Genomic DNA, 25,492 nt, shown 5'->3' with positions numbered 1-25,492 from the left:
GATACGGAAAGGCGCCGGTCGAACCGGTCGCGGGCCCGGCCGGCATCGCGGCGGACGCTAGGGCAGCGCCCGGCACAGTGCGTCCAGGGCGCCCGTCCAGGCGTGGTCGGGCGGGGTGGCGTAGCCGACGACCACCGCGTCCAGCGGGTCGGTCGTGGCCGCCGGGTGGCGGAAGACGGACAGGCCGTGCAGGCCCAGGCCGTGCCAGGCCGCCGATCTGAGTACCTGCTGCTCGGTGCCGGGCGGCAGCCCGAGTACGGCGTGCAGACCGGCCGCGATGCCGGCGATCCGCACCTCCGGGACCCGCCCGGCGAGGGCCGCGACCAGGGCGTCCCGGCGGCGCCGGTAACGCAGGCGGGAGGCGCGGACGTGACGGTCGTAGGCCCCGGAGGCGAGGAACTCGGCCAGCGTGAGCTGTTCCAGCACGCCGCAGGTGTCGGAGCCGCCGCGGGTCGCCGTGACCTCGTCGGCGAGCCCCGGCGGGAGCACCGCCCAGGCCAGTCGCAGGCCGGGGGCGAGGGACTTGCTGGCGGTGCCGAGGTAGACGACGTGGTCGGGGGCGAGTCCCTGGAGGGCGCCGACGGGCTGGCGGTCGTAGCGGAACTCGCCGTCGTAGTCGTCCTCCAGGATCAGCGCGCCGGTGCGCCGCGCCCAGTCCACGACGGCCGCCCGGCGGTCGGGGTGCAGCGGCACGCCGGTCGGGAACTGGTGGGCGGGGGTGAGCAGTACGGCGCCCGCGTCCGTGAGCGCCCCGGGGTCGGCGCCCCGGTCGTCGACGGGCAGCGGGACGGTCCGCAGACCGGCGGCTTCGAGCAGGTCGCGGTGGACGTGGAGGCCGTACGACTCGACGGCCACGGTGCGCACGCCACGCGCCCGCAGCACCGCGGCCAGCACCACCAGGGCGTGCGCGACGCCGCCGCACACGAGCAGGTGGTCCGGGGCGGCGCGCACGCCGCGGGCACGGGCGAGGTAGGCGGACAGCGCACCGCGCAGCTCGGTGTGGCCGCGGGGATCGCCGTAGCCGAAGGCGTCGTTGGGGGCGGCCGTGACGGCGCGGCGGGCGGCTCTGAGCCACTCGACGCGCGGAAAGCTGGCCAGGTCCGGGCTGCCGGGGCGCAGATCGTGGACGGGCCGGGCGGGCTTCCGGGGGCGCCGGGCCGAGGCTTCGGGCGGCGGGGCGGCGACACGGTCGGCGACGCGGGTGCCCGAGCCCTGGCGCGCGGTGAGCCAGCCCTCGGCGACGAGGTCGGCGTAGGCGTCGGCGACGGTGTTGCGGGCGATGCCGAGGTCGGCGGCGAGGACCCGGGAGGAGGGCAGCCGGGTGCCGGGGGCCAGGCGGCCGGTGCGGACGGCCTCGCGCAGCGCGTCGGTGAGGCCGCGGCGCAGGCCGGGACCGGTGGGTTCGAGGTGGAGGTCGACGCCGAGAGTGGCCCAGGAATTCGCCATGGAAATGGACCATACCGGTGGGCTGTTTTCTTCCTAGGGTCGAAGGCATGACGACACCCACCGATGACACGAAGACCACGGCCTACGCCCCCGAGCTGCCCGTCCGGCTGAACTGGTCCCAGCACGCCCCCGAGGTCTACAAGGCGATGATCCGGCTCGAGACCGTCGCCAAGCGGGGACTGGACCCGGCGCTGTACGAGCTGGTCAAGATCCGCGCCTCGCAGATCAACCACTGCGCCTTCTGCCTCGACATGCACACCAAGGACGCCCTCGCCGCCGGCGAGAGCGTGGAGCGGATCGTGCAGTTGGCCGCCTGGGAGGAGTCGCGGCACTTCTACACGGAGAAGGAGCTGGCGGCGATCGAGCTGACCGAGGCGGTCACCGTCCTGACCGACGGCTTCGTGCCGGACGAGGTGTACGAGAAGGCCGCCGAGCACTTCGACGAGCCCGAGCTGGCGCAGCTGATCGCCGCGATCACGACGATCAACGCCTGGAACCGGTTCGGCGTGACCTGCCGGATGACGCCGGGCCACTACACGCCCGGCGGGCACGCGTGACGGCACGCACCCAGCTCCTGGACCGGGAGGTCGGGAAGGCGCTGTCGGCGCTGAGCGCGGCGGCCAAGAAGGGGCTCGGCGACCCCGTCCTCGCCGAGCTGGTGATGATCCGGGCCTCGCAGCTCAACCACTGCGCGTTCTGCCTGGACATGCACCTCACCCTGGCCCGCAAGAACGGGGAGGACGAGCAGCGCCTCGGTCTGCTCGCCGCCTGGGAGGAGGCGGCGGACCTGTACGACGGGCGGGAGCGGGCCGCGCTCGCGCTGACCGAGGCGATGACCGTGCTGACCGAGGGCTTCGTGCCGGACGCGGTGTACGAGGAGGCCGCCGTACACTTCGACGACGGTGAACTGGCCCATCTGATCGGGCTGATCACCGTCATCAACAGCTGGAACCGGCTGATGGTCAGCCGCAGGGTCCCACCGGGGGGTTACACACCGTGAGTCACGCCGCCGCGTTCCGCGCCCTGCACCACGGCCGGGTCCCGGACGACCCTCTCGTCCTGCCGGGACCCTGGGACGCGGCGAGCGCCCGGGTGTTCGTGGAGGCCGGGTTCCCGGCGCTCGCGACCCCGAGCGCCGGGGTGGCGGCCTCGCTCGGGTACGAGGACGGGCAGACCCCGGCCGACGAGATGTTCGCGGCGGTGGCGCGGATCGTGCGCGCCGTGGACGTACCCGTGTCGGCGGACGTCGAGGACGGCTACGGCCTGGCGCCGAAGGAGCTGGTGGAGCGGCTCCTCGAGGTGGGCGTGGTCGGCTGCAACCTGGAGGACTCCACCGACGAGGGGCTCAAGGACCCGGCGGAGCACGCCGAGTGGCTGGCCGGGGTGCGGGAGGAGGCCGGTGACCGGCTCTTCCTGAATGCCCGGATCGACACGTTCATCCGGGGCGTCGACGACCCGGGAGCGGCGATCGAGCGGGCCGCCGCCTACGTCGCCGCGGGCGCCGACTGCGTGTATCCCATCGCCGCACCCACCAAACTGCTGCCGCTGCTGCGGTCCGGGATCCAGGGCCCGGTGAACGTGTTCGCGCGGCCCGGGCAGGGCCCCGCACCCGCCGAACTCGGCGGGCTCGGGGCCACCCGGATCACGTTCGGGCCCGGCCTCCAGCGGCATGCGGAGCAGTCGGTGCGGGAGGCCGCGGCAGGGCTCGCGGCACGCCCCGCGGAGTGAGGGTCAGGGCAGCCACTTCTTCCAGACGGACTCGTGGCCGTCCACCCACTTCTTCGCCGCCTCCTCGGGCCGCATCTTCTGCTCGGCGATCATCAGGGAGACCTGGTTCTGGTCCTCCGTCGTCCACTTGAACCGCTTGAGGAACTCCGCCGCCTTGCCGCCGTCCTTCGCGAAGCCGGCGTTGAGGTACTTCTGCAGCGGGGTGACGGGGTAGGCGCAGGCGACCTTCTCCGGGTCGGCGTCGCAGCCCTCCTCGTACGGCGGCAGCTTCACCTCGGTCATCGGGACCTTCTCCATCAGCCACTGGGGGGTGTACCAGTAGCTGAGGAAGGGCTTCTTCTCCTTGGCGAACTGCTGCATCTGGGTGATCTGGGCGGCCTCGGAACCGGCGAAGACGACCTGGTAGTCCAGGTCCAGGTTCTTCACCAGGGCCTTGTCGTTGGTGACGTAGGACGGGGAGCCGTCCAGGAGCTGGCCCTTGCCGCCGCTCTCCGCGGTGCGCAGCAGGTCGGCGTACTTGTCGAGGTTCTTCCAGTTCGTGACGTCCGGGTGCTTCTTGGCGAAGTACGTCGGGACGAACCAGCCGATGTGCCCGGTGACGCCGAGGTCGCCGCCGGGGGCGATGGTCTTCTTGTCCTGGACGTAGCGCTGTTCCTGCTCGGGGTGGCCCCAGTCCTCCAGGATGGCGTCGACGCGGCCCTGGCTGAGCGCGTCCCAGGCGGGGACCTCGTCGACCTGGACGGTGTCGACGCGGTAGCCCAGCTCGTGCTCCAGCAGGTACTGGGCGACGGCCACGTTGGCCTGGGCGCCGACCCAGGACTGCACGGACAGGGTGACGGTCTTGGCGCCCTGGGCATTGGCGTAGGGGGATGCCTGCTTGGTCATGTCGGCGGCACCGCAGCCGGTGGCCAGCACCAGCACGGCGGCGGCCGCCGTGATCCGCTTGCGGGACATCTCAGGCTCCCTTCTTGGTCGTACGGCGTTCGGTGGGCTGGGTGACGCGGTCGAGCATCAGGCCGAGGCAGACGATCGCGGCGCCCGCCACCAGGCCGGTCGCCAGGTCGCCCTGTGCCAGGCCGAAGACGACCTGGTAGCCGAGCGCGCCACCGCCGACCAGGCCGCCGATGATGACGACGGCGAGGACCAGGACGACGCCCTGGTTGACGGCGAGCAGCAGGGCCGGGCGGGCCAGCGGAAGCTGGACCTGGCGGAGCTGCTGGCCGCTGGTGGCGCCGAGCGAGCGGGCCGACTCCAGGGCGGCCGGGTCGACCTGGCGCAGGCCTTGGGCGGTGATGCGGACGACGGCCGGGAGGGCGTAGACGACGGCGGCGGCCACGGCGGGCGCGCGGCCCACGCCGAACAGGGCGACGACCGGGATCAGGTACACGAACTGCGGCATGGTCTGGAAGACGTCGAGCACGGGCCGCAGGAGGCGCTCGAAGCGGTCGCTGCGGGCGGCGGCGATGCCGGTGGCGAAGCCGACGACCAGGGTCACGGCGACGGCGGCGAGCACCTGGGAGAGCGTGTCCAGGGACGGGTTCCACACGCCGAGCACGCCGATCGCGGCCATCGCGAGGACGGCGGTGAGCGCGGTGCGCCAGGTGCCGATGAGCCAGGCCAGGGCGGCGACGATCAGGAGTACGGACCACCAGGGCAGCCACTGGAGGCCGTCGCGGAGCGGGTTGAGGACCCAGCTGGTGAAGTGCGCGGCCCAGTCGGCGGTGCCGCCGACGACGGGGACGCCGGAGTACAGGTGGGCGGTCATCCAGTCGACGGCCCGGTTGACGGGCTCGGCGATGTTCAGCTCCCACCCGTCGGGCCAGTCGAGGAAGCCGGCCAGGCGTCCGGCGAGCGCCACGGCCGCGGCGACGACCAGGGCGTACAGCCAGGTCACCGGGGACTTTCCGGACTCGCCGAGCTGCTCCCCCGCCGCGCCGGTCACCCGGTCCAGGACGACGGCGAGCAGCACGATGGGGATGCCGGCCGCGAGGGCGGCGCCGACGTCGACCGAGGCGAGCGCCTGGTAGACGCGGTCGCCGAGGCCGCCGGCGCCGATGACCGAGGCGATGACGGCCATGGACAGCGCCATCATGATCGTCTGGTTGACGCCGAGGAGGAGTTCCTTGCGGGCCAGCGGGATGCGGGCGGTCAGCAGGCGCTGGCGGGCGGTGGTGCCGAGGGACTCGACGGCCTCCAGGACCTCCCGGTCCGCGCCGCGCAGGCCGAGCGAGGTGAGCCGGGCCATGGGCGGGGCGGCGTAGACGACGGTGGCCAGGACGGCGGCGGGGACGCCGATGCCGAAGACCAGGACGACGGGGAGGAGGTAGGCGAAGGCGGGCAGCACCTGCATGGTGTCCAGCACCGGGCGCAGGACGCGGTCCATCCGGTCGGACAGGCCCGCGGCGAGGCCCAGCAGGGCGCCGACCGCGACGGACGCGAGGACGGCCACGACCATCAGGGCGAGGGTCTGCATGGTCGGCACCCACATGCCGAGCAGGCCGCAGGCCAGGAACGCGGCCGCGGTGCCCGCCGCGAGCTTCACACCGGCCACCCGCCAGGCGACCAGGGCGCCGATCGCGGTGACCCCGGCCCAGCCGACGGCGAGGAGGGCGAGGTACACGGCGCGTACGGCGATGACGACGATGTTGCTGACGTGGCCGAAGAAGTAGAGGAACAGGGGGTGGCTGTCCCGGTTGTCGATGATCCAGTCGCTGGCCTTGCCGAGGGGTTCGGAGACGTCGACGGTGAGGGCGGTGGGCCAGGTGGCGCCGGGCCACTGCGTGGCGGCTATGGGGGTGAGGATGGCTGCCAGTGCCGCCAGGGCGAGGAGCTTGCGGGTTGCGGGGTGGGTGAGGATGCCCGGCGGGGTGGCCTTTCGGGGCGCTGCGGTGATCGTTGCCATCAGACCGGCTCCTCGGTCGTGGCTGGGCGAGGGTCGGTCGGCTCACGGCGCTCGCCGGTTGCCGCTGCGCCCACCCGTGCCGCCCCAGCGGCACGACTGCCCGCAGCTGCGGCGGCTGCGGCGTCACCGTCCGCCGTGGCGGGCTCGTCTGTTGTGCCTGCTACCACCGACAGGAGGTCGGTCGCGTCCACCACGCCCAGGCAGCGGCCGTCGGACATGACGCGGGCTGCCGAGCCTGCCCTCGCTACGGCCTCGATGGCCTCCGAGACGGTGGCCTCGGGGCGGATCGCCGGGCCCGTGCCCGCCTCGTCGGCGGAGGTGGCGGGGCGCATCGCCGTGCGGACGGTGAGGACCTGCTCGCGCGGGACGTCGCGGACGAACTCGCGGACGTAGTCGTCGGCGGGTGAGCCGACGATCTCCTCCGGCGTGCCGAGCTGCACCACCCGGCCGTCGCGCATCAGGGCGATGCGGTCGCCGAGCTTGAGGGCCTCCTGGAGGTCGTGGGTGATGAAGACCATCGTGCGGCCCTCCTCGCGGTGCAGCCGGACGACCTCCTCCTGCATGTCCCGCCGGATCAGCGGGTCCAGCGCGCTGAACGGCTCGTCGAACAGCAGCACCTCGGGGTCGACGGCGAGGGCGCGGGCGAGGCCGACGCGCTGGCGCTGGCCGCCGGAGAGCTGGCCGGGGCGGCGCTGCTCCAGGCCCTCCAGGCCGACCTTGGCGACGATCGCGGCGGCGCGCTCGCGGCGCTCGGCGCGGCCCATGCCCTGGACCTCCAGGCCGTAGGCGACATTGTCCAGGACGGTGCGGTGCGGGAGCAGGCCGAAGTGCTGGAAGACCATCGCGGCGCGGTGGCGGCGCAGTTCACGCAGCCGGGACCTGTCCATCGCACGGACGTCCTCGCCGTCGATGGCGATGGACCCGGCCGTCGGCTCGATGAGGCGGGTCAGGCAGCGTACGAGGGTGGACTTGCCGGAGCCGGACAGGCCCATGACGACGAAGACCTCGCCCTTGCGCACGTCGAAGGAGACGTCAGCGACGGCGGCGGTGCAGCCGGTGCGGGAGCGCAGCTCGGCCGGGCTCAGGGCGGTGAGGTCCGGGTCGGCGGGGACGCGGGCGGCCTTGGGGCCGAAGACCTTCCACAGGCCGTCGACGGAGAAGACCGGCGGGCGCTCGGTCACGGTGTCGGTCGCGGCGGCGGTGGTGGTGTCCTTGTCGGTGGTGCTCATCGGGCGTCACCGCCGATCAGCTCGACGGCGCGCTCGCCGACCATGAGGACGCCGATCATCGGGTTGACGGCGGGCATGGTCGGGAAGACGGAGGCGTCGGCGATGCGCAGGCCCGTCAGGCCGCGGACGCGCAGCTCGGGGTCGACGACGGCCTGCTCGTCGGTGGCGGCGCCCATGCGGCAGGTGCCGGCCGGGTGGTAGACGGTGTGGGCGACCTTGCGGGCGTACTCGCTCAGCTCCTCGTCGCCAGTGACGTCCGGGCCGGGGCAGACCTCGCGCCTGAGCCAGCCGGCCAGCGGCTGGGACTTGGCGATCTCGCGGGCGATGCGGATGCCGTCGACGAGGGTGCGGCCGTCGTAGTCGTCCTCGTCGGTGAAGTAGCGGAAGTCCAGGGCGGGCTTCTCGGCCGGGTCGGCGCTGGTGAGGTAGAGGCGGCCGCGGGACTTCGGCTTGGGGATGTTCGGGGTCATGGAGACGCCGAACTCGGGGCGCTCGTAGCCCAGGCGCTCCGGATTGTCCGTGAACGGGATCTGGTAGAAGTGGAACATCAGGTCGGGGCCCGCGTGTTCGGGGTCGCGGCGCACGAACAGACCGGCGTCGGAGTCCATCGCGGAGTTGTCCGGGATGGGACCGTTCGTCTCCCACACGATCACCGACTCGGGGTGGTCGAGCAGGTTCTCGCCGACGCCGGGCAGGTCGAGCGCCACGGGTATGCCGAGGGCTTCGAGGTCCTCGCGAGGGCCGATGCCGGAGTGCAGCAGCAGGCGCGGGGAGTCGACGGCTCCGGCGCTGAGGACGACCTCGTTGCGTGCCTTGACGAGGATCTCCTCGCCGTCCTTGGTGCGGACGTGGACGCCCTCGGCGCGGGTGCCGTCCAGCTCCAGCCGGTACGCCCAGGTCTCCAGCATAAGCGTGAGGTTGGCGCGCTCGTCCATCACGGGGTGCAGGTACGCCACCGACGCCGAGGACCGCTTGTTGTTCTCGGGGTGGTAGGCGAGGTCGAAGAAGCCGACGCCCTCGGTGAACGGCTTCTTGTTGAAGCCCTCGACCCGGGGGACGTCCAGTGTCTGCTGCGCGGAGTCGACGAAGTCGCGGGCGATGGCGTTCCGGTCCTTCTCGTCGACCGGGACGATGTTGTTCTTCAGCCGGGCGAAGTACGCCTCCATCTGCACCGCGCCCCAGCCCTTGGCACCGGCCGCCTCCCACTCGTCCCAGTCGGACGGCAGCGGCTTGAAGGCGATGAGGGTGTTGTGCGAGGAGCAGCCGCCGAGGACGCGGGCGCGGCTGTGCCGGATGTGCGAATTGCCGCGCGGCTGCTCGGTGGTGGGGTAGTCGTAGTCCAGTTCGCCGCCGAGCAGGCCCATCCAGCGGCGCAGGGTCAGCACGTCGTCGCGGCCGACGTCACTGGGGCCGCCCTCGATGACGGCGACGGTGACGTCCGGGTTCTCGGTGAGGCGGGAGGCGATCACGGAGCCTGCCGTACCGCCGCCGATGACGACGTAGTCGTAGACGTGAGTGGTTTCTGGCATGGGGGTACTCCAGTGGGGCGAGCGGATGATGACGAGGAGGAGTGCGGGGACGCGGTGGGGTCAGCCGGAGAACCAGCGGACGGGCTTCGGCGCGAGGTTCTGGTAGACGTGCTTGCTCTCGCGGTACTCGGCGAGGCCCGCGGGGCCGAGTTCGCGGCCGACGCCGCTCTTGCCGAAGCCGCCCCACTCCGCCTGCGGCAGGTAGGGGTGGAAGTCGTTGATCCACACGGTGCCGTGCCGCAGCCGGCCCGCGACCCGGCGGGCCCGTCCCGCGTCGGCGGTCCAGACGGCACCGGCCAGACCGTACTCGGTGTCGTTAGCGAGGGCTACGGCTTCGTCCTCGGTACGGAAGGTCTCGACGGTGAGGACCGGTCCGAAGACCTCCTCCCGTACGACCCGCATCTCGCGGTGGCAGTGGTCGAGGACGGTCGGCTCGTAGAAGTAGCCGCTCTCGGGCCGCTGGGGGGACGGCTCGGGGCGCTTGCCGCCGCAGCGCAGCTCGGCGCCCTCGGCGAGGGCGGAGGCGACGTAGTCCTCGGTCTTGGCGCGCTGCTGTGCGGAGACGAGCGGGCCGCACTCGACGCCTTCCTCGGTGCCGCGGCCGAGGCGGATCCGCTCCGCGCGGCGGGCGAGTTCGGCGACGAAGCGTTCGCGCACCGACTCCTCGACGATGAGCCGGCCGCCCGCGGAGCAGACCTGCCCGCTGTGGATGAAGGCGGCGTTGAGGGCCTGGTCGACGGCGGTGTCGAAGCCCTCCTCGGTCTCGCAGGCGTCGGCGAAGACCACGTTGGGGTTCTTGCCGCCCAGTTCGAGGGCGACCTTCTTGACGGTGACGGCGGCGGCCTGGGCGACCTTGATGCCGCTGGTCAGGCCGCCGGTGAAGGAGACCAGGTCCACGTCGGGGTGCTCGGCGAGCCGGGCGCCGACGGTGTGGCCGGGGCCGGTGACGACGTTCGCGACGCCGGTGGGGAGACCGGCCTCGACGAGCAGGTCGATCAGGGCGACCGTGGTGAGCGGGGTGATCTCGCTGGGCTTGATCACGAAGGTGTTGCCGGCGGCGAGTGCCGGGGCGATCTTCCAACTGGCCTGGAGGAGCGGGTAGTTCCAGGGTGTGATCATCGCGCAGACGCCGACCGGCTCGTGCACGACGACGCTGTGGACGTCGGGCGAGCCCGCGTCGACGACCCGGCCGGGGGCCTCGCCCGCGACCAGGTCGGCGAAGTAGCGGAAGGCGTCGGCGACGCAGTCGATGTCGACGCGCCCCTCCTCGACGGTCTTGCCCGCGTCGCGGCTCTCCAGCAGGCCCAGCTTCTCGCGGTCGCGCACGAGGAGGCCGGCGACGCGGCGCAGCAGGGCGGCGCGCTCGGCGACCGGGGTGTGCGGCCAGTCGCCCGTGTCGAAGGCGCGGCGGGCGGCGGCCACCGCGAGGTCGGTGTCCTTCTCGTCGCCCTCCGCGACCACGGCGAACGGCAGGGCGTCGGCGGGGTCGAGGATCTCGCGCGTGGCGCCGGAGGACGCCGCGAGCCACTCGCCTCCCGCATGGATCGTCCGGTGCGCCTGCTCCGCCGGAGTGTGCGTGCTGTTCGCCATGGTCGGTGTTGCCTTCCGTTCCTGATCGGTCCCCCTGCGTCACCCGGGTGTCGCTCTCGGGGACCGTGAGCCCCTGCCCCGCGACCCCGTTTGCATGCCGATTCGACGCGGAAAGTGCGGCGCATCACGAAGGAAAGCGGCAAAAGGGTCTTATGGGTGTACAGAAACGGACACGGGCCCCGTCCCGGCCTGAGCCGGAACGGGGCCCGTGCGGGCGTCGGGGGCGGGCTCAGATGAGGCCGAGACCGCGGACCGCCTCGCGCTCCTCCGACAGCTCCTTGACGGAGGCGTCGATGCGGGCGCGGGAGAACTCGTTGATGTCCAGGCCCTGGACGATCTCGTACGAGCCGTCCTTCGTGGTGACCGGGAAGGAGGAGATGATGCCCTCGGGGACGCCGTAGGAGCCGTCCGACGGGATGCCCATGGAGGTCCAGTCGCCCTCGGCGGTGCCGTTGACCCAGGTGTGCACGTGGTCGATGGCGGCGTTGGCGGCGGAGGCGGCCGAGGAGGCGCCGCGGGCCTCGATGATGGCCGCGCCGCGCTTGGCGACGGTCGGGATGAACTCGTCGGCCAGCCACTTCTCGTCGTTCACGGCCTCCGCGGCGTTCTTGCCGGCGACCGTGGCGTGGAAGATGTCCGGGTACTGGGTGGCGGAGTGGTTGCCCCAGATGGTCAGGCGCTTGATGTCGGCGACCGTCGAGCCCGTCTTCTTCGCCAGCTGGGTCAGCGCGCGGTTGTGGTCCAGGCGGGTCATGGCGGTGAAGCGCTCGGCCGGTACGTCCGGGGCGGCGGCCTGGGCGATCAGGGCGTTGGTGTTGGCCGGGTTGCCCACGACGAGGACCTTGATGTCGTCCGCGGCGTGGTCGTTGATGGCCTTGCCCTGCGGCTTGAAGATGCCGCCGTTGGCCTCCAGGAGGTCGCCGCGCTCCATGCCCTTGGTGCGGGGGCGGGCGCCGACGAGGAGGGCGACGTTGGCGCCGGCGAAGGCCACGTTCGGGTCGTCGGTGATCTCGATGCCCTGGAGGAGCGGGAACGCGCAGTCGTCCAGCTCCATCGCGGTGCCCTCGGCGGCCTTGAGCGCCGGAGTGATCTCCAGGAGGCGCAGCTTGACCGGCACGTCCGCGCCGAGCAGCTGGCCGGAGGCGATGCGGAAGAGCAGGGCGTAACCGATCTGGCCGGCCGCGCCGGTGACGGTGACGTTCACGGGAGTGCGAGTCATGGCGTTCTCCGTATGACAGCTGGCGGTGGGGCGTCCCGGCCCCGGGCGTTTGATCGATCTCTTGGTATCAAGAGATCGATCCAGCCGTCAGGCTATCGCGCCCGTGGTGTCCGGCACGTCCGGGTCGGTGTGGCCCGGCCCACAGGTCCGAGCCGCACAACGGCCGAAGGGCGCGCAAAAGAAGGCGGCCGCCTGTCCGGGAGAGGGAGGACGAAGGCGACCGCCGTTCGGGGATACCGTTGCCGGACTCCCGTGGGGGTACTTCTCGCGTGCCCGTGACGCCGCGGGGCATGCCTGCCGCGGACGAACTTTCTTCGACGGCCCGTCGTCGGCCGCCGTCCGCCCGCTGCGGCCCGGGCGCGGCTACTTCGTGCAGCCCTGCGTCCCCGCCGCCAGCGTCGCGCACGCCGTGGCGTCGGCCGCGGACTTCACGGCGACCATCGGGGTGTACGCGACGGTGTTGCCGGCGTTGCCGACGGTCGCCCGCTGCTCGCCCGCGCCACCGGCGCTGACCTGGACCTCGTCGCCCTGTGCGGCCTGGGTGACGCGGGCCCACGCGGCACCGCAGACCTTGCTGTAGCGGACCTCGACGGCGGCCGTGCCGACCACGGCGGTCGCGCCGGTGGTCACCAGGTCGCCGCCGCAGCCCATGGCCTCCGGGTCCTTGCCGGTGCAGGCGTCGCCGCTGCACTTCACGCCCGGCGGCAGCTTCGGGTTGCTGCTCACGGTGGTTGACGGTGAGGGCTTGGTGCCCTCGTTCTTCTTGTCGCCGCCGTCCTTCAGGAAGAAGAAGGCGCCCGCGATCACGACGAGGACACCGACGACGCCCGCGACGACGGTCGTCACCCGCTTGTTGCCGCCGCCCGGGGGTGTCCGGCGGGACGCACGGGGGCCGCCGTGCGGGGGCTCGCCGTACCCGCGGGAGGAGGGCTCGCCGTACGCGCCGGAGGAGGGCTCGGGGTACGCGCCGGAAGAGGGTTCACCGTATGCACCAGAGGGGCCGGGGCCGTTCGGCTCGGCGGGTCCGGCCGGTCCCAACGGCTCTCCGGTGCCGGTCCGGACGCCGGAGCGGGCCGCGCGGTCACCGGTCGGCGCGGGGCCCCGGTACCCGGCGAGACCCCACGAGTTGCCGTCGGTCGCTCCGCCGGGGGACGGCACGGAGGACGTACCGGGTCCGCCGTCGTCCCGGACCGCGCCGAGGGCCGAGTCGGGGCTGTCGGCGGCCGTCGGCTGGGCCGGCACCGTCGGCGGCAGCGTGGGCGACACACCCGCGGGTCCGGCGACCCCGGACGCGGCCGAGGCGCCGCCGCCGTGGCGGCCGGTCCGGCTCCCCTTGCCGTTCCTGCCGCCGTGGCCCGACTTGGCCGCCGAGTTGCCCGACTTGGCTGCGGGCGTGCCCAGTTCGCCGAGCGCCGCACGGGCCTGGGAGATCCGGATGGCCTCCATGGTCATGTCGTGGCGCATCTCCGAGCGGCTCCAGGCGCGCTCGGCCAGCTCCCACATGGTGGTCAGGTGGACGGGGTTGGTCCCCGTCACCTCGGCCAGGGCCACGATGGCGCCCTTCGGCGCCAGCAGCCGGCCGTTCAGATAACGCTCCCAGGACGTCTTGCTGTAGCCCGTGGCGTCGGCCACCGACGCCACGCTCAGCTCACTGCGGTCCACGAGCCGGCGCAGCTGACTGGTGAACTCCCTGATCTGCGGATCGAGTTCCTCCGGCAAGGCCTTCCAACGAGGCACTGCTTCCCCCTCTTCCCCCGGTGACGTGCTGGTCGATTCCCCGCTGGTCCCCGCGCGCGGCGTCCCCCCGCGCGGCACCCGTTTCTGGCTACCCACAGGGATGCGCCCGGTCAGGATCTCAGTTCCCGGGGTGGGGGCGCACAGGAGCACAGAGGCCGCGAACGTGCACCGTCGCACGCCCACCGACCCGGGTCCAGTGTCCCACCGGCGGTCCCGTGACCGGAACGGAACCCCCGAGAAGGAGGCGCGTAGCGGAGTAGCGGAACGGTCACTTCCGTGCCACAGCGCCCTGCCAGGCGTTGAACAGGGCGTTCGAAGTGCAGGAAGGTTGTTCCCGGCGGCGGCCCGTCCTTTCACGGGGGTGAGGACGGGCCGCCGTTCCGCGTCGCGGCGGGGACGCCCCCTAGCTGACCGTGAAGTGCAGGGTGTCCTTGAGGAACGGGATCTCCAGCACCGGGTTCGGCTGGGCCATCAGCGCCAGCAGGGCGATGGAGAGGCCGAGGACGCCGTAGGTCGCGATGTCCGTGAAGCGCGAGCGCACGGCGAGCATGCCGACGCGGGGCATGGTCCAGCGGAGCGCGGCGCCGAGCAGCAACGCGGCGCCGACGAGGACCAGCCCCCAGCGGAACACGTCCAGCGCGGTCAGCAGGAGCCCCACACCGACCAACAGGGTCACGGTGAGCACCGGCCACTGCCGGGCGGGCGCCGGGGCGTCGCCGGCCGCGGCTCGGCCGCCGCCCTCGGGTCGGGCGGTGTCCCGGGTGAAGAGCGGGAACCGGCGCGTGGTGCGCCGTGGCCGCCCCTCGGCGTCGGGCGCGCTGACGGGATCGCGGACGGTGATGCCGTCCGGGTCCTCGGAGGTCTCGGAGGCCTGTGCTGCCTGCGGGGCCGGGGCGGGGGCCGCCGGGTCACCGGCGCTGTCCTCCGGGACCCGCGCGTCGTCCGGACGCTCGGCGTTGGTGTCCTCAGCCGGCACTGCGCTCCGCCGCCTCCACCACGTTGACGAGCAGCTGGGCCCGGGTCATGGGGCCGACGCCGCCGGGGTTCGGGGAGATCCAGGCGGCCACCTCGGCCACGCCGGGGTGCACGTCGCCCATGATCTTGCCCTCGGCGTTGCGGGAGACGCCGACGTCCAGGACGGCCGCGCCCGGCTTGACGTCCTCGGGCCTGACCAGGTGCGGGGAGCCGGCCGCGGCGATCACGATGTCGGCGCGCTTCAGGTGGGCGGCCAGGTCCCGGGTGCCGGTGTGGCACTGGGTCACGGTGGCGTTCTCGCTGCGCCGGGTGAGCAGCAGCGGCATCGGGCGGCCGATGGTGACACCGCGGCCGACGACCACGACCTCGGCGCCCTTGATCTCGACGCCGTAGCGGCGCAGGAGGGTGAGGATGCCGTTGGGGGTGCAGGGCAGCGGCGCCGGCTCGTTCAGGACGAGGCGGCCCAGGTTCATCGGGTGCAGGCCGTCCGCGTCCTTGTCCGGGTCCATCAGTTCGAGGATGCGGTTCTCGTCGATGCCCCTGGGCAGCGGCAGCTGGACGATGTACCCCGTACAGGCCGGGTCCTCGTTCAGCTCGCGGACGACCGCCTCGATCTCCTCCTGCGTGGCCGTGGCCGGCAGTTCGCGCTGGATGGAGGCGATGCCGACCTGCGCGCAGTCGCGGTGCTTGCCGGCGACGTACTTCTGGCTGCCTGGATCGTCGCCGACCAGGACGGTGCCGAGACCGGGCGTGACACCCCTCTCCTTCAGCGCCGCCACGCGGGCGGTCAGTTCGGACTTGATCGCGGCTGCGGTGGCCTTGCCATCGAGAATCTGGGCGGTCATGCCCCCATCCTCGCGGATGACCGGCCCCCGGTTCCAATCAGGTCGGCATGCGGGCACCGCGCGGGAACCTTCCGGACGCCGCGGGACACGTCCCGCCCTATCCGCTCATGATCGATGTTGTTGCACTTGCACAACGCCTTGCGGGCGGGCTGGACAAGTAAGAGTTCGGTCAAGAACGATTGGGCAGCACAGTGCCGCGGGGCCGTACCGGGGGGACGAACCGCTCGAGAAGAATCTCCTCCGAGTCGAGCCGCGCGTCGTCCCCGCACTTGACAGCGACGGAGGAAGACCCGCCATGAGTTTCGGCGACCCGAACAACCCCTACGGCCCCCCGCAGGGCGGCCAGCAGCCGAACTACGGCTACCCGCAGCAGCAGCCCCAGGGCCAGCCCGGCTACGGGTACCCCCAGGCTCCCCCGGTGTCGGCAGGCTACGGCTACCCGGCCGCCCCGACCTCGATGCCCGGCACGGTCAGCGCGGCCCGCGTCATGCTGTGGATCATTTTCGGCCTCCAGGTCGTCGGCGTGATCCTGTTCGCCATCAGCGCCGCGGGCGTGGACGCCGCGAAGAACGACGACGCGCTGAAGGACGACGCCACCTTCCAGCAGCTGGCCGACTACTCGTCCGGCAGGCTGTGGGGTCTCGCGGTGTTCGCGCTGGTGTGGGGCGTGCTCGCGCTCCTGGCTGCGATCAAGGTCGGCAAGGGCGGCAACGGCGCCCGCATAGCGACGATGGTCTTCGCCATCATCACCGCGATCCTCGGTCTGTACCCGTTCATCGTCGTGGGCCTGGTCCACACGGTGCTCGCCATCCTGGTCGCCGTGTTCGTCGGCAACGCGAACGGCTCGGCCTGGTACAAGCGTCCCCGTTACTGAGGACCGGAGATCAGGGAGGGGGTGGCCGCGACTGAACAGTTCGCGCCAATCCCCGCACAGGGCCGTGTCTCACCCGTACGAGGGGGGCACGGCCCTGGTGCGTCGCCCTAGTCTGGCCCGGGTAGCCGTCAGGCACGGGGAGACGCACCTTGTACAGCATCATCGTGGTACCTCCGCCGACCCCGGAGGACGAAGACACCGGCACCCAGTACCGGCTCGCACCCGGCGAACGGCTCGTCTTCGGGCGGTCCGTGCCCGGTGGCGGGCTGCGGATCGGGCACGACGGGGTGTCCCGCAGAGCCGGTGAGATCGCGGCGCACGGCACCTTCTGGACCCTGAGCAACCTCTCCGCCCACCAGACCTACGTGGTGGAGAACCCGGAGGGCGCGGGCGAGCACATCAAGGTGGCGCCCGGCCGCCTCGACGCCCCGGTGCCGTTCGAGTTCTCGCGGATCGTGCTGCCCGCCGCCGGTGACCTGCTGCCGGTCGAGGTGTGGGCGCCGCGCCACGACTATCTGCGCGGCGAGGACGGCACCGACGGCGAGCCGACCGCCCCGGCCTTCTCCGTCGACCGCACCAAGCGGTACTTCGCGGTGCTGGCCGCGCTGTGCGAGCCGCGGCTGCGCGGGGCGCCGCACGCGCCGCTGCCGACCATGGACCAGGTCGTCGAACGGCTCCGCCCGGCCTGGCCGGCCGCCTCCCGTACGTCGGTGCAGTGGAACATCGACTACCTCGCCGTGAAGCTGCGGCTGAAGCCGGGCCCGGAGACCGCCGAGCCGGGTCCCCGGCTGAACGGCAAGAAGGAGTCGCTGGTCTCGCTGGCGCTCCGCTTCGACCTGGTCCGCGAGGACGACCTGGTGGTCCTCGCGGCACCGTCCGGCCGGGCCCTGCGATGACCGAGCCGTACGCCGTCCCGGTGCCCAGCGGGTACCGGGTGGGCGCCTGGGAGGTGCACGCCCCGATCGCGACCGGCGCCTTCGGCAGCGTGTACGCGGCACGCCGCACCGCCACGGGCACCGCCACCACCGCCACCACCGCCGACGGTCCCGCCGGGCCACCGCCGGACACCGTCGCGCTGAAGTTCCTGCCCACCGGCACCGGCACCCCGCGGCAGCTGTCCCACCTGCGGGACCTGGTCGAGCGCGAGGTCGGGTTGCTGCGCCGGCTGCGACAGCCCCGGCTGATCCGGATGTACGAGACCCTCACCGTCGACGACCCCGCCCACCCCCGGCTCGACGGCGCCACCGTCCTCGTCCTGGAGCGGGCCGAGGGCTCGCTGTCCGCCCTGCTCGCCGCCACGCCCCGCCCGCCGGCCGGACCCGCGCTGCTCGCGCAGGTCTGCGAGGGCCTGCAGCAACTGCACCGTGCGGGCTGGGTGCACGGCGACCTCAAACCGGCCAACGTACTGCTGATGGCGGACGGTTCGGCCCGCCTCGCCGACTTCAACATGGCCGCCGAACTGGAGGGCACTCACGCCTACACGCCCGCCTTCTCCACCCCGGACTACACGCCCCCCGAGCTGCTGTGGTCCGAGGTCGGCGAACGGGGCCGCCGGATCCGCCCCTCCGCCGACGTGTGGGCCTTCGGCGTGCTGGCCCACCTGGTGCTCACCGGGTCCTTCCCGCTGCCCGGCGGCACCCCCACGGCCCGCCGCGACGCCGCCGTCGCGTACGCCCGGGGCGGCCACGAGCTGCGCCTGTCCCCCGAACTGCCGCCGGGATGGCGGGAGATCGTGCGGGCGTGCCTGACCCGTACGCACGCCGACCGGATCGGCACCGACGCCCTGCTGCGCCGTGTGACGGGCACGACGGGGGGCGTGAGCGGCAGGGCGAGGCTCTCGCTCCGGAGCCGCGCACGCCCCCGGCGCAGGGTCCTGGCCGCCGCGGCCGCAGGCCTCCTCGCCCTCGCCGGGCTCGGTTACGGCGCCGTCCGCTGGGCCGGTGACGGCCGGGAGCCCGCCGCGGGCCCGCGCCCCGGCGGCACCGCGAGCGTCGCCGCCGCCTCCTACGGGGCGGCCGAACTGCGCACCGACCGGGACGTGCCGCCCGCCTACCGCCTGCTGATCGTGGAGACGGCGCACGACTGCGGACACGAGGAGGTCAGCCCGGCCCTGATCGCGGCCATGCTGAAGGTCGAGAGCGACTTCGACCCGGATCTCGCCGACCCGGCCAAGGACGAGTACGGCATCGCCCGCTGGACGCCGAGCGTGCTGCGCTGGTGGATGAACGAGGACGGCACACCGGGCGAGACCGTGCCGCAGCCTCCGTTCCCGCCCGCCGAGTCCATTCCGGCGATGGGCCGTTACCTGTGCTGGATCACACCCCGTCTCGACGCCGGCCTGCCGGGCGACCGCAGCGTGCTGGTCGCCGTGGCCTACCGGACGTCGTACCGGAAGGTGAACGACGCGGGCGGTGTTCCCCCGAAGTACCGCGACTACGCCGACCGCGTCGCTCACCACCTCAAGGAGTACACGCCCCGGCGGGGGAAGTGACCCTGGGAGTTCCGAGGTTCCGCTCGGCGGGCGCCGGGGGGCACGGTGTGAGCACACCGCCTCGGCGGTACGACACCGACGTTCACGGGGGAACGACAATGAACATCGTCAAGCCCGCAGCACTCCTCCTCGCGGCCACGGCCCTGGTCGCCGGCTCCACGGCCGCGGCCACGGCCGCCGACAGCCCGGGCGGCACCCGGGTGACCGGCCTCCAGCAGACGGCCGACCAGGTACTGGCCGACAGCCCGAAGCCCCTGCGCGTGACCGCCGACGCGGTCGAGTACCAGGGCCTCACCGTGACGGACGCGCCCGTGACCAAGGGCGCCCAGGACCTTGCCTGCGACTACGGCCACCTGTGCATGGTGGTCAAGGGCACGAAGTTCGACTTCTACAAGTGCCAGACCTGGAACCTCACCAACTGGACCGGCGACGGTCCGTTCACCAACAACCAGACGCGCGGCACCGTCGCCAAGTTCTTCAACAAGGACGGCAGCGTCCGCTGGACGTCGACGGCCTACCAGGCGGGCACCGCGACCTGGGACCCGATCTGGTCGCTGCGCCCCTGCTGATCCCCCCACCGGATCCGCCGCGGCGGCCCCCGGTTCCCTCCACGGAGGGGGCCGGGGGCCGCCGCTTCGCCGTCCGGGCCGCACCGACCCGCCGTGGCGTCCGAATGCTTGGGCTGCCCTCACCCGTCTCCCGTAGCCTGCCCGTTGTTGGACTGGGGAAAGTTGACCCCGAGCAATCGGGGGAGGGGGACGACTCCATGTACAGCGTCATCGTCGTGCCGCCGTCGTGCGGCAATGTGGCCGACCAGTTGAGGATCAGCGCGGGTGAGCGCATCGAGTTCGGCAGGACCGAGCCGAGCGGCGGGGGACTCGCCATCGCACACGCGGGGGTGCCCCGGGTCGCCGGGGAGATCGCGGCGCACCGGACCTTCTGGCTGCTGAGCAATCTCAGCGAGGACCAGACCTACGTGGTGGAGAACCCGGAGGGGGCCGGCGAGCACATCAAGGTCGCGCCGGGCCGCGTGGAGGCGCCCGTACCGTTCGAGCTGGCGCGGGTGACCCTGCCCGCCGCGGGAGACCTGCTCAGCTTCGACGTCTGGGCGCCGCGGCACGCCTTCCGCAGCGTCGAACGCGGGGGCCTGGAAGGGGCCGGTACCGTACCGGCGTTCGCCCTGGACCGCACCAAACGGTACTTCGCGGTGCTGGCGGCCCTGTGCGAGCGGCGCCTGCGCGGTGAGCCCCGGGCGCCGCTGCCCGCGGTCGAGGAGATGGTGGAGCGACTGCGCCCCAGCTGGCCCAAGGTCAGCCGCTCCGCCGTGTACTGGAACATCGACTACCTCGCCGTCAAACTGCGGTTGAGACCGGGCCCGGACACGGCCGAGCCCGGCAGACGCACGCACGGCAAGAAGGAGTCCCTGGCCTCTCTCGCCCTCCGCTTCGACCTCGTCCGCGAGGACGATCTCGTGGTGCTCGCGCCGGTCCCGAGCGAGGCGAAGCGGTGACCGGGCGGCCGTACACGGTCCCCGTACCGAAGGGCTACCGGATCGGACCGTGGGAGGTGTGCGAGCCGCTCGCCTCCGGAGCGTTCGCCACGGTCTACGACGCGGCCCTTCGCACCTTGGACGGCGCCGAACTGCCGCGCCGGGCGGCGCTGAAGTTCCTGCCCACCGGCACCCGTACCCCGCGCCAACTGCACCACCTGCGCGACCTGGCCGAACGCGAGGTGCAACTGCTGCAACGGCTCCACTCCCCCCGACTGATCCGGATGTACGACACGCTGACGGTCGACGATCCGGCCCACCCCGAGCTGGACGGCGCGACCGTCCTGGTGCTGGAACGCGCCGAGGGCTCCCTGGACGCCGTACTGGGCCGGACGCCGACCCCGGAGTACGGGCCCGCCCTCCTCGCCCAGATCTGCGAGGGCCTGCACCAGCTGCACCACGCGGGCTGGGTGCACGGCGACCTGAAGCCGGCCAACGTGCTGCTGATGGCGGACGGTTCGGCCCGCCTCGCCGACTTCAACATGGCCGCCGAGCTGGAGGGCACCCACGCCTACACGCCGGCCTTCGCCACCCCCGACTACACCCCGCCCGAACTCCTGTGGCCCGAGGTCGACGAGCGCGGCACCCGCATCCGCCCGTCGGCCGACGTGTGGGCCTTCGGCGTCCTCGCGCACGTCGTCCTGACCGGAGCCTTCCCCCTGCCCGGCGGCACCCAGGAGGCCCGCTCCGACGCGGCGATGCGCTACGCCCGCGGCCGTGAGGAACTGCGCCTGTCCCCCGGCCTGCCCGACGCCTGGCGGGACATCCTGCGGGACTGCCTGGCCCCGACCCACGCGGAGCGCACCCTAGGCACCGCCGCGCTACTGCGCCGCGTGGAGGAGGCGGCGGGCGCCTCCCGGTCGCCCCGGCTGCCGAGACTGCGGCCGCGCCGGTGGCGCCGCCCGGTCCTGGCGGCGGCGCTGGCGGCGGCCGTGGTGGGCGCGGCGAGCCTCGCCTACACCACCCCGTGGGAACCGGAACCCACCGCCGCGGCCCCTCCCACCTGCGAGAAGCCGGTGCTGTACGAGGACGCCCACGGCCGCGGCTACCAGGCGGGCCACAGCGGCACCTGGGACTTCACCATCACGCGGGGCGACGGCGGCAGCCAGGTCCGGGAGTTGCAGTGCCTGCTCCGGTACCTGCACGGCATCACGGCGGTCGGCGAGATCGACGGCGACTTCGGCCCGATGACCCAGCAGGCGGTCATCACCTTCCAGAAGCGGGCGGGCCTGGACGCGGACGGAATGGTGGGTCCGGCGACCTGGCGGGCGCTGCGGAAGGCGGAGATTCCTGATCACCGGTAGTCCGACAGGACCCGGAACTCGGCGGATCAGTCTGCGTCGGCAGGCCGTCATGAAAAGTCAAGGTTGTTGACCCTCGAACCTTTCAGGTTCCTCACGCCCCGTTCTCGTACGAGGCTTCCTCCCACACCACCGCGAACATCCTGAACACCGTGGACGTGGACGGCGGCTACGGCCCGCAGACAGGCAACGCGCTGACCTGGTTCTGCACGCCAGTCACCCGGCGACTCCCCCAGGCCAGCCTCGGCGCGTCGGGCAGAGGAACCTGAACCGTGGAGGTTGTACATGTCGGCAGACCCGAATGTCCTGGCTGCTCAGAGGTGGGTCAACACGACCTACGCGAACGCGCCCGGGTACGTGCCGTGCCCGGCAGACGGCAGTACGGGCTGGGCGACCGTGGACTGCCTCACCCAGGCGCTCCAGCACGAACTGGGGATCTCCCCGACCGTCAAGAACTTCGGGCCGGGCACCTTCGAAGCGGTGAGGAGGCGCTTCCTGCTCCCCGACCGGGAGACCAACGCGAACATCATCCGCATCTACAACGCCGCGCTGTGGTGCAAGGGCTACTACGGCTCGGAGCATCCCGCCGAATGGGACGAGAGAGCCTCGGACTCCCTGGCCGAGCTCTACGGCGACGTAGGTCTCCTCTACGGCGAGTCCATCGACGCCGACCTGTGGGCCCGCATCACCCGTTCCCTGCTGCGCATGGACCAGTTCCGTACCGTGCCGGGCGGCGACGGCACCACCAAGCGCATCCAGCAGCACCTCAACCAGCGCTACGTCCAGCTCGTCCGTATCCCCGCCATGAACCTGGTGCCGACCGACGGCATCTACTCGCGCGACGTACAGCAGGGGCTGATGCTGGCCATCCAGTACGAACTCGGCCTGGACAAGGCGACCATCAACGGATATTTCGGCCCGGGTACGCAGCAGGCCCTCAAGACCACGGGCACCGGTGACACCCTGACCGCCGGCCTGGAGCTGCTGTTCCGTGCCGCCTGCTGGTTCAACTCCCCCACCTGGGACAGCGACGGCAGCGCCGTCCACTTCCACCCCGAGAACGTGCTCGACGAGGACCTGTGGGCCGCCATCGAGGACTGGGTGCACACCTTTCAGGCGTTTTCCCAGCTCCTTCCCCACGACGACAACTACAATTTCCAGACCTGGGCCCAGTTGCTCATCTCCTCCGGTGACACCAGCCGTGCCGCCGACGCCTGTGACACCGCCGCGTACACGAGCGAAGAACGCGCCCAGGCCCTCAAGAACAAGGGCTACAGGCTCGTCGGCCGGTACTTGGACGAGCATCTCGCCCCCGACGACCCGTACTACCTCGGCAAGGCGCTCAAGCCCGGCGAGGCCCAGGGCATCATCGACAGCGGCATCGGGCTGTTCCCGCTGTTCCAGTACAACGGCACCGAGTTGTTCAACTTCACCTACGAGAAGGGGTACGACCAGGGCCTCAAGGCCGACGCCAAGGCCAGGGAGCACGGCATCCCCCACGGGTCCTGCATCTACTTCGCCGTGGACTACGACGCCCAGGACCACCACATCACCTCGAACGTCGTGCCCTACTTCCACGGTGTCCGCACAGCCCTCGAGCAGAACGGCGCCCGCTACATCTTCGGCGTGTACGGCACCCGCAACGTATGCGAACGGGTCTCCCGCGAGGCGGGCGCCCGATGGTCGTTCGTCTCGGGCATGTCCTGGGGCTACTCCGGGAACCTCGGCTACCCGATGCCGCACAACTGGTCGCTCAACCAGATCCGCGAGTACGAGTTCCAGGCCGGCTACGGCCTCGACGCCAACGTCTGGCGGAAGAACAGCGACCTGGGCGTGTTCCGCCTCGACGCCACGGGCGACGGCGACCAGAGCCTGCGGACCTACATCGACTTCGTGAAGCGTGTCGAGGGCGTCATCTCCAACATGGGTTCAGGACCCCCCCGGGCCTCAGTGATCGACGGAACTCTCGCCTTCCTGCGTTCCGCCGAGCCCGGTTACCACGGCTGGAAATGGACGGCCATACTCGGCGCCATCTGGGACGAGATCACGGATGCCTGCGCGGCCGCGGGCATCGAGGCCGGCGACATGCGCAAATACTATGATCCGCGGGCGAACCACTACATCACCCTCGCGCACTTCGGAGCCGCCACCGAGGGCCTGTTCGCCCACCCCGGAAGCGGCAACGACGCGACCGTGGGAGAGGGCTGCGGATGGGCTGGGGACATCCTCAACGCCTACACACAGTGGCGTGAGAACCACCCCTCGATGTCCGGCGAGGACTTCTGCGTCCAGGTCGTCGGATCCGCCACGGTGGAATCCCGGTTCAGCAGCGACGACCTCGTCGCCGACGTCGACGCCTACAACCTCTCCCATTTTCTGCTCGGATTGGACGGCGAGTCCGGTGGCGGGGACGACAGGCTGTTGTCCGACGCGCTGTTCACGTATCACTTCTGGGACGGAGCGAATCGCTCGGCGAAGCGGTTCACCCATTTCTATGAGACCCGATTCAACGGCAGCCGCAGCACGTTCGTGGCGACCGTGCGCAACATCCTGCTGGATTTCGAATTCTACTCCCTGTTCGACTGGGGCAAGCAATTCTTCCTGCCCGAGGACAAAGACCAGTGGCCGGAAAATATCCCCTCGGACCAGCTCACCTCGTTCATTGACGGACTGCACACCGTCATCACCCGCCGCATGGAAGGGGAATAGCGTGAGCCGCACCATGACGCGCCGGGGCGTTCTCGCCGCCGGGGCCACCACCGCCGTGGCCGCCTGGATCGCCCACGCCGCCCCGGCCGCAGCCGCACCGGTCTCCCCGTCGAACGGGAGGAGCACGGCATGGACCCGGGAACGGTCCGCGAACGGCTGGCCCATCGCCCCCGACACCGTCAGCACCCACCTGGTGGAGGGCTCGACGGCCTCCGTGGACGTGCGCGACGGCCAGGTGGCAACCGTGCTCCTGCACATCGCGCGACGCTGGCACTACGAGATCGCGCCACTCGACACCGGCCAGGGCGGCGGCATCAGCGGCCACACCACCAGCCGCACCGTCGCCGCGGAGTTCGAGTCGAACTACCTCTCCGGCACCGCACTGTGCCTCCACCCCACCGCCTACCCTCTCGGCGGCTCCGAGGAGCTGTGGCCTCACCACGAACTGATCGTGCGGGACATCCTCCTGGACTGCGAAGGCACGGTCGTATGGGGTGGCGACCTCGACGCGGTCAAGCGGTCGCACTTCCACATCGCCGTCGGGCCGGGCAGCGATGCCCTCGCCGACGTCGCCGAACGGCTGTCCCCGCTGCCGGGCGTCGGACGGGCCCGCAGAGCGGGAGCGGTCGGCGACCCGGCCCACACGGCAAGGCGGGTCAAGGCACGCCGTCTTGAACGCGCCCAGAACAACTGACAGCACTTTGCACGTACTCCGGCTCCCGCAGATCCATCACATAGAACACACGACCTCCACCGGAAAGGACCCCATGCTGAAGAAGCGATGGAAGATCGGTCTTGCCGTGCTGGCCTCAGGGCTGGCCTCCGTACTCGCCGTCGGCCCCGCGCACGGCGCGTACTCACAGAACTCCGGGGCGTACAGCACCTCGTTCGTGGACGGTGCCGGCGTTCTCACCGACGACTTCGGCGACCACTTCAACGAACTCGGGAATTCTCTCTGCTACGGCTGTGGAGAATCCTCGAACACCGACATCGTCATGCTCTGGCAGAGCATCCTGGTCTCCGAGCACCTGCTCGACTTCCAGGACGTCGACGGGTATTTCGGTTCGCAGACCAAGGCGGCCACCGTCAAGTGGCAGCAGCGCTACGGCCTCGGCGACGACGGCATGGTCGGCGCGAAGACCTGGGCCAAGGCCGACGACCGGCTCCGGTGGAGCGGCTCCTCCGTGAGATACAGCAGCGGAGGACTCTTCGGTTTCGTCGAGTTCCACAGAGGAGACAGCTCCAAGTACCACGACGGCGGCGCCTACCATCTCCACAAGATCATGCAGGGCGACGGCGTCCAGGTCTTCGAGAGCGGGACACGCGTCTACCTCCGCAGCAAGACCGTCAGCCAGTACTGACGTCTCC

General features: G+C 71.8%; 22 protein-coding genes. 12 read left to right on the top strand and 10 right to left on the bottom strand.

All coding sequences use genetic code 11. The annotated features are described in order from the left end of the window. Positions 1-57: 57 nt before the first annotated feature. Positions 58-1,446 carry a MocR-like pyridoxine biosynthesis transcription factor PdxR gene (pdxR, locus tag ACZ7MF_RS03370; protein WP_471474215.1) on the bottom strand — a complete coding sequence of 463 codons (1,389 nt, stop codon included), beginning with the start codon at positions 1,444-1,446 and terminating at the stop codon, positions 58-60. A 47-nt stretch (positions 1,447-1,493) separates the two neighbouring features. On the opposite strand from pdxR, the gene ACZ7MF_RS03365 reads away from it, so the two are divergent. The 3 genes from ACZ7MF_RS03365 to ACZ7MF_RS03355 are packed head-to-tail and all read left to right on the top strand — an operon-like array spanning position 1,494 to position 3,174. Then, positions 1,494-2,003 (top strand): carboxymuconolactone decarboxylase family protein, encoded by a 510-nt coding sequence (locus tag ACZ7MF_RS03365; RefSeq protein ID WP_356854990.1) that lies wholly within the window; start codon positions 1,494-1,496, stop codon positions 2,001-2,003. Beyond that, positions 2,000-2,446, top strand: coding sequence for a carboxymuconolactone decarboxylase family protein (locus ACZ7MF_RS03360; protein WP_471474213.1), 447 nt, complete (start codon positions 2,000-2,002; stop codon positions 2,444-2,446). Before ACZ7MF_RS03365 ends, ACZ7MF_RS03360 begins: the two co-directional genes overlap by 4 nt. Then, positions 2,443-3,174, top strand: a complete 732-nt coding sequence (locus ACZ7MF_RS03355; protein ID WP_471474212.1) for an isocitrate lyase/PEP mutase family protein — start codon at positions 2,443-2,445, stop codon at positions 3,172-3,174. The genes ACZ7MF_RS03360 and ACZ7MF_RS03355 overlap by 4 nt, the downstream gene beginning before the upstream one ends. 3 nt (positions 3,175-3,177) lie before the next feature. On the opposite strand, the gene ACZ7MF_RS03350 is transcribed toward ACZ7MF_RS03355, so the two are convergent. The 9 genes from ACZ7MF_RS03350 to ACZ7MF_RS03310 form a co-directional block, all read right to left on the bottom strand. Next, complete coding sequence (locus tag ACZ7MF_RS03350; RefSeq protein WP_471474210.1) at positions 3,178-4,128, bottom strand: ABC transporter substrate-binding protein; 951 nt, start codon at positions 4,126-4,128, stop codon at positions 3,178-3,180. A gap of 1 nt (position 4,129) precedes the next feature. Then, positions 4,130-6,076 (bottom strand): ABC transporter permease, encoded by a 1,947-nt coding sequence (locus ACZ7MF_RS03345; RefSeq protein ID WP_471474209.1) that lies wholly within the window; start codon positions 6,074-6,076, stop codon positions 4,130-4,132. Further along, complete coding sequence (locus ACZ7MF_RS03340; protein ID WP_471474208.1) at positions 6,076-7,305, bottom strand: quaternary amine ABC transporter ATP-binding protein; 1,230 nt, start codon at positions 7,303-7,305, stop codon at positions 6,076-6,078. Before ACZ7MF_RS03340 ends, ACZ7MF_RS03345 begins: the two co-directional genes overlap by 1 nt. Next, entirely contained in the window at positions 7,302-8,834 is a 1,533-nt protein-coding gene (locus tag ACZ7MF_RS03335; RefSeq protein WP_471474206.1) for a GMC family oxidoreductase, read from the bottom strand. Before ACZ7MF_RS03335 ends, ACZ7MF_RS03340 begins: the two co-directional genes overlap by 4 nt. Before the next feature lie 60 nt (positions 8,835-8,894). Then, positions 8,895-10,424 carry an aldehyde dehydrogenase family protein gene (locus ACZ7MF_RS03330; RefSeq protein WP_471474205.1) on the bottom strand — a complete coding sequence of 510 codons (1,530 nt, stop codon included), beginning with the start codon at positions 10,422-10,424 and terminating at the stop codon, positions 8,895-8,897. Positions 10,425-10,653: 229 nt separating this feature from the next. Continuing rightward, on the bottom strand, positions 10,654-11,643 hold the full coding sequence (locus ACZ7MF_RS03325) for a malate dehydrogenase (protein ID WP_471474204.1): 990 nt from the start codon (positions 11,641-11,643) through the stop codon (positions 10,654-10,656). Between the two features lie 363 nt (positions 11,644-12,006). Continuing rightward, the gene (locus ACZ7MF_RS03320; RefSeq protein ID WP_471474202.1) at positions 12,007-13,380 is read right to left on the bottom strand and encodes a helix-turn-helix domain-containing protein; all 1,374 of its coding nucleotides are present in this window, start codon (positions 13,378-13,380) and stop codon (positions 12,007-12,009) included. A 403-nt stretch (positions 13,381-13,783) separates the two neighbouring features. Further along, positions 13,784-14,356: a DUF3017 domain-containing protein gene (locus ACZ7MF_RS03315; protein ID WP_471474201.1), complete on the bottom strand. Its 573-nt coding sequence runs from the start codon at positions 14,354-14,356 to the stop codon at positions 13,784-13,786. Beyond that, a complete protein-coding gene (locus tag ACZ7MF_RS03310) occupies positions 14,346-15,200 on the bottom strand; it encodes a bifunctional methylenetetrahydrofolate dehydrogenase/methenyltetrahydrofolate cyclohydrolase (RefSeq protein ID WP_003974148.1) in 855 nt (284 codons plus the stop codon). The genes ACZ7MF_RS03315 and ACZ7MF_RS03310 overlap by 11 nt, the downstream gene beginning before the upstream one ends. Positions 15,201-15,495: 295 nt before the next feature. On the opposite strand from ACZ7MF_RS03310, the gene ACZ7MF_RS03305 reads away from it, so the two are divergent. The 9 genes from ACZ7MF_RS03305 (at position 15,496) to ACZ7MF_RS03265 (ending at position 25,485) form a co-directional block, all read left to right on the top strand. Next, positions 15,496-16,074, top strand: a complete 579-nt coding sequence (locus tag ACZ7MF_RS03305; RefSeq protein WP_471474200.1) for a hypothetical protein — start codon at positions 15,496-15,498, stop codon at positions 16,072-16,074. Between the two features lie 149 nt (positions 16,075-16,223). Continuing rightward, the gene (locus tag ACZ7MF_RS03300) at positions 16,224-16,970 is read left to right on the top strand and encodes an FHA domain-containing protein (protein WP_471474198.1); all 747 of its coding nucleotides are present in this window, start codon (positions 16,224-16,226) and stop codon (positions 16,968-16,970) included. Continuing rightward, positions 16,967-18,565: a serine/threonine protein kinase gene (locus tag ACZ7MF_RS03295; RefSeq protein ID WP_471474197.1), complete on the top strand. Its 1,599-nt coding sequence runs from the start codon at positions 16,967-16,969 to the stop codon at positions 18,563-18,565. The genes ACZ7MF_RS03300 and ACZ7MF_RS03295 overlap by 4 nt, the downstream gene beginning before the upstream one ends. 98 nt (positions 18,566-18,663) lie before the next feature. Then, positions 18,664-19,134 carry a hypothetical protein gene (locus ACZ7MF_RS03290; RefSeq protein ID WP_471474196.1) on the top strand — a complete coding sequence of 157 codons (471 nt, stop codon included), beginning with the start codon at positions 18,664-18,666 and terminating at the stop codon, positions 19,132-19,134. 197 nt (positions 19,135-19,331) lie between these two features. Next, positions 19,332-20,075 carry an FHA domain-containing protein gene (locus ACZ7MF_RS03285; protein ID WP_471474194.1) on the top strand — a complete coding sequence of 248 codons (744 nt, stop codon included), beginning with the start codon at positions 19,332-19,334 and terminating at the stop codon, positions 20,073-20,075. Continuing rightward, positions 20,072-21,418: a protein kinase domain-containing protein gene (locus ACZ7MF_RS03280; RefSeq protein ID WP_471474193.1), complete on the top strand. Its 1,347-nt coding sequence runs from the start codon at positions 20,072-20,074 to the stop codon at positions 21,416-21,418. Before ACZ7MF_RS03285 ends, ACZ7MF_RS03280 begins: the two co-directional genes overlap by 4 nt. A gap of 282 nt (positions 21,419-21,700) precedes the next feature. Further along, on the top strand, positions 21,701-24,124 hold the full coding sequence (locus tag ACZ7MF_RS03275; RefSeq protein WP_471474192.1) for a glycoside hydrolase domain-containing protein: 2,424 nt from the start codon (positions 21,701-21,703) through the stop codon (positions 24,122-24,124). A 1-nt stretch (position 24,125) separates the two neighbouring features. Further along, positions 24,126-24,818 (top strand): hypothetical protein, encoded by a 693-nt coding sequence (locus ACZ7MF_RS03270; protein ID WP_471474190.1) that lies wholly within the window; start codon positions 24,126-24,128, stop codon positions 24,816-24,818. Between the two features lie 73 nt (positions 24,819-24,891). Continuing rightward, positions 24,892-25,485: a peptidoglycan-binding domain-containing protein gene (locus ACZ7MF_RS03265; RefSeq protein WP_471474189.1), complete on the top strand. Its 594-nt coding sequence runs from the start codon at positions 24,892-24,894 to the stop codon at positions 25,483-25,485. Positions 25,486-25,492: the final 7 nt, after the last annotated feature.

This window comes from Streptomyces sp. NPDC111628, assembly GCF_055635195.1.
Note: the sequence above shows the minus strand (reverse complement) of the source record. Positions and strands in the feature narration are given on the sequence as shown.

What these genes read in the sequence shown, in the direction of transcription:
- ACZ7MF_RS03330 (WP_471474205.1), bottom strand. Translation starts at nt 10,424, where the DNA reads ATGGCGAACAGCACGCACACTCCGGCGGAGCAGGCGCACCGGACGATC.
- ACZ7MF_RS03345 (WP_471474209.1), bottom strand. Translation starts at nt 6,076, where the DNA reads ATGGCAACGATCACCGCAGCGCCCCGAAAGGCCACCCCGCCGGGCATC.
- ACZ7MF_RS03285 (WP_471474194.1), top strand. Translation starts at nt 19,332, where the DNA reads ATGTACAGCGTCATCGTCGTGCCGCCGTCGTGCGGCAATGTGGCCGAC.
- ACZ7MF_RS03365 (WP_356854990.1), top strand. Translation starts at nt 1,494, where the DNA reads ATGACGACACCCACCGATGACACGAAGACCACGGCCTACGCCCCCGAG.
- ACZ7MF_RS03275 (WP_471474192.1), top strand. Translation starts at nt 21,701, where the DNA reads ATGTCGGCAGACCCGAATGTCCTGGCTGCTCAGAGGTGGGTCAACACG.
- ACZ7MF_RS03290 (WP_471474196.1), top strand. Translation starts at nt 18,664, where the DNA reads ATGAACATCGTCAAGCCCGCAGCACTCCTCCTCGCGGCCACGGCCCTG.
- ACZ7MF_RS03335 (WP_471474206.1), bottom strand. Translation starts at nt 8,834, where the DNA reads ATGCCAGAAACCACTCACGTCTACGACTACGTCGTCATCGGCGGCGGT.
- ACZ7MF_RS03295 (WP_471474197.1), top strand. Translation starts at nt 16,967, where the DNA reads ATGACCGAGCCGTACGCCGTCCCGGTGCCCAGCGGGTACCGGGTGGGC.
- ACZ7MF_RS03305 (WP_471474200.1), top strand. Translation starts at nt 15,496, where the DNA reads ATGAGTTTCGGCGACCCGAACAACCCCTACGGCCCCCCGCAGGGCGGC.
- ACZ7MF_RS03340 (WP_471474208.1), bottom strand. Translation starts at nt 7,305, where the DNA reads ATGAGCACCACCGACAAGGACACCACCACCGCCGCCGCGACCGACACC.
- ACZ7MF_RS03265 (WP_471474189.1), top strand. Translation starts at nt 24,892, where the DNA reads ATGCTGAAGAAGCGATGGAAGATCGGTCTTGCCGTGCTGGCCTCAGGG.
- ACZ7MF_RS03350 (WP_471474210.1), bottom strand. Translation starts at nt 4,128, where the DNA reads ATGTCCCGCAAGCGGATCACGGCGGCCGCCGCCGTGCTGGTGCTGGCC.
- pdxR (WP_471474215.1), bottom strand. Translation starts at nt 1,446, where the DNA reads ATGGCGAATTCCTGGGCCACTCTCGGCGTCGACCTCCACCTCGAACCC.
- ACZ7MF_RS03310 (WP_003974148.1), bottom strand. Translation starts at nt 15,200, where the DNA reads ATGACCGCCCAGATTCTCGATGGCAAGGCCACCGCAGCCGCGATCAAG.
- ACZ7MF_RS03325 (WP_471474204.1), bottom strand. Translation starts at nt 11,643, where the DNA reads ATGACTCGCACTCCCGTGAACGTCACCGTCACCGGCGCGGCCGGCCAG.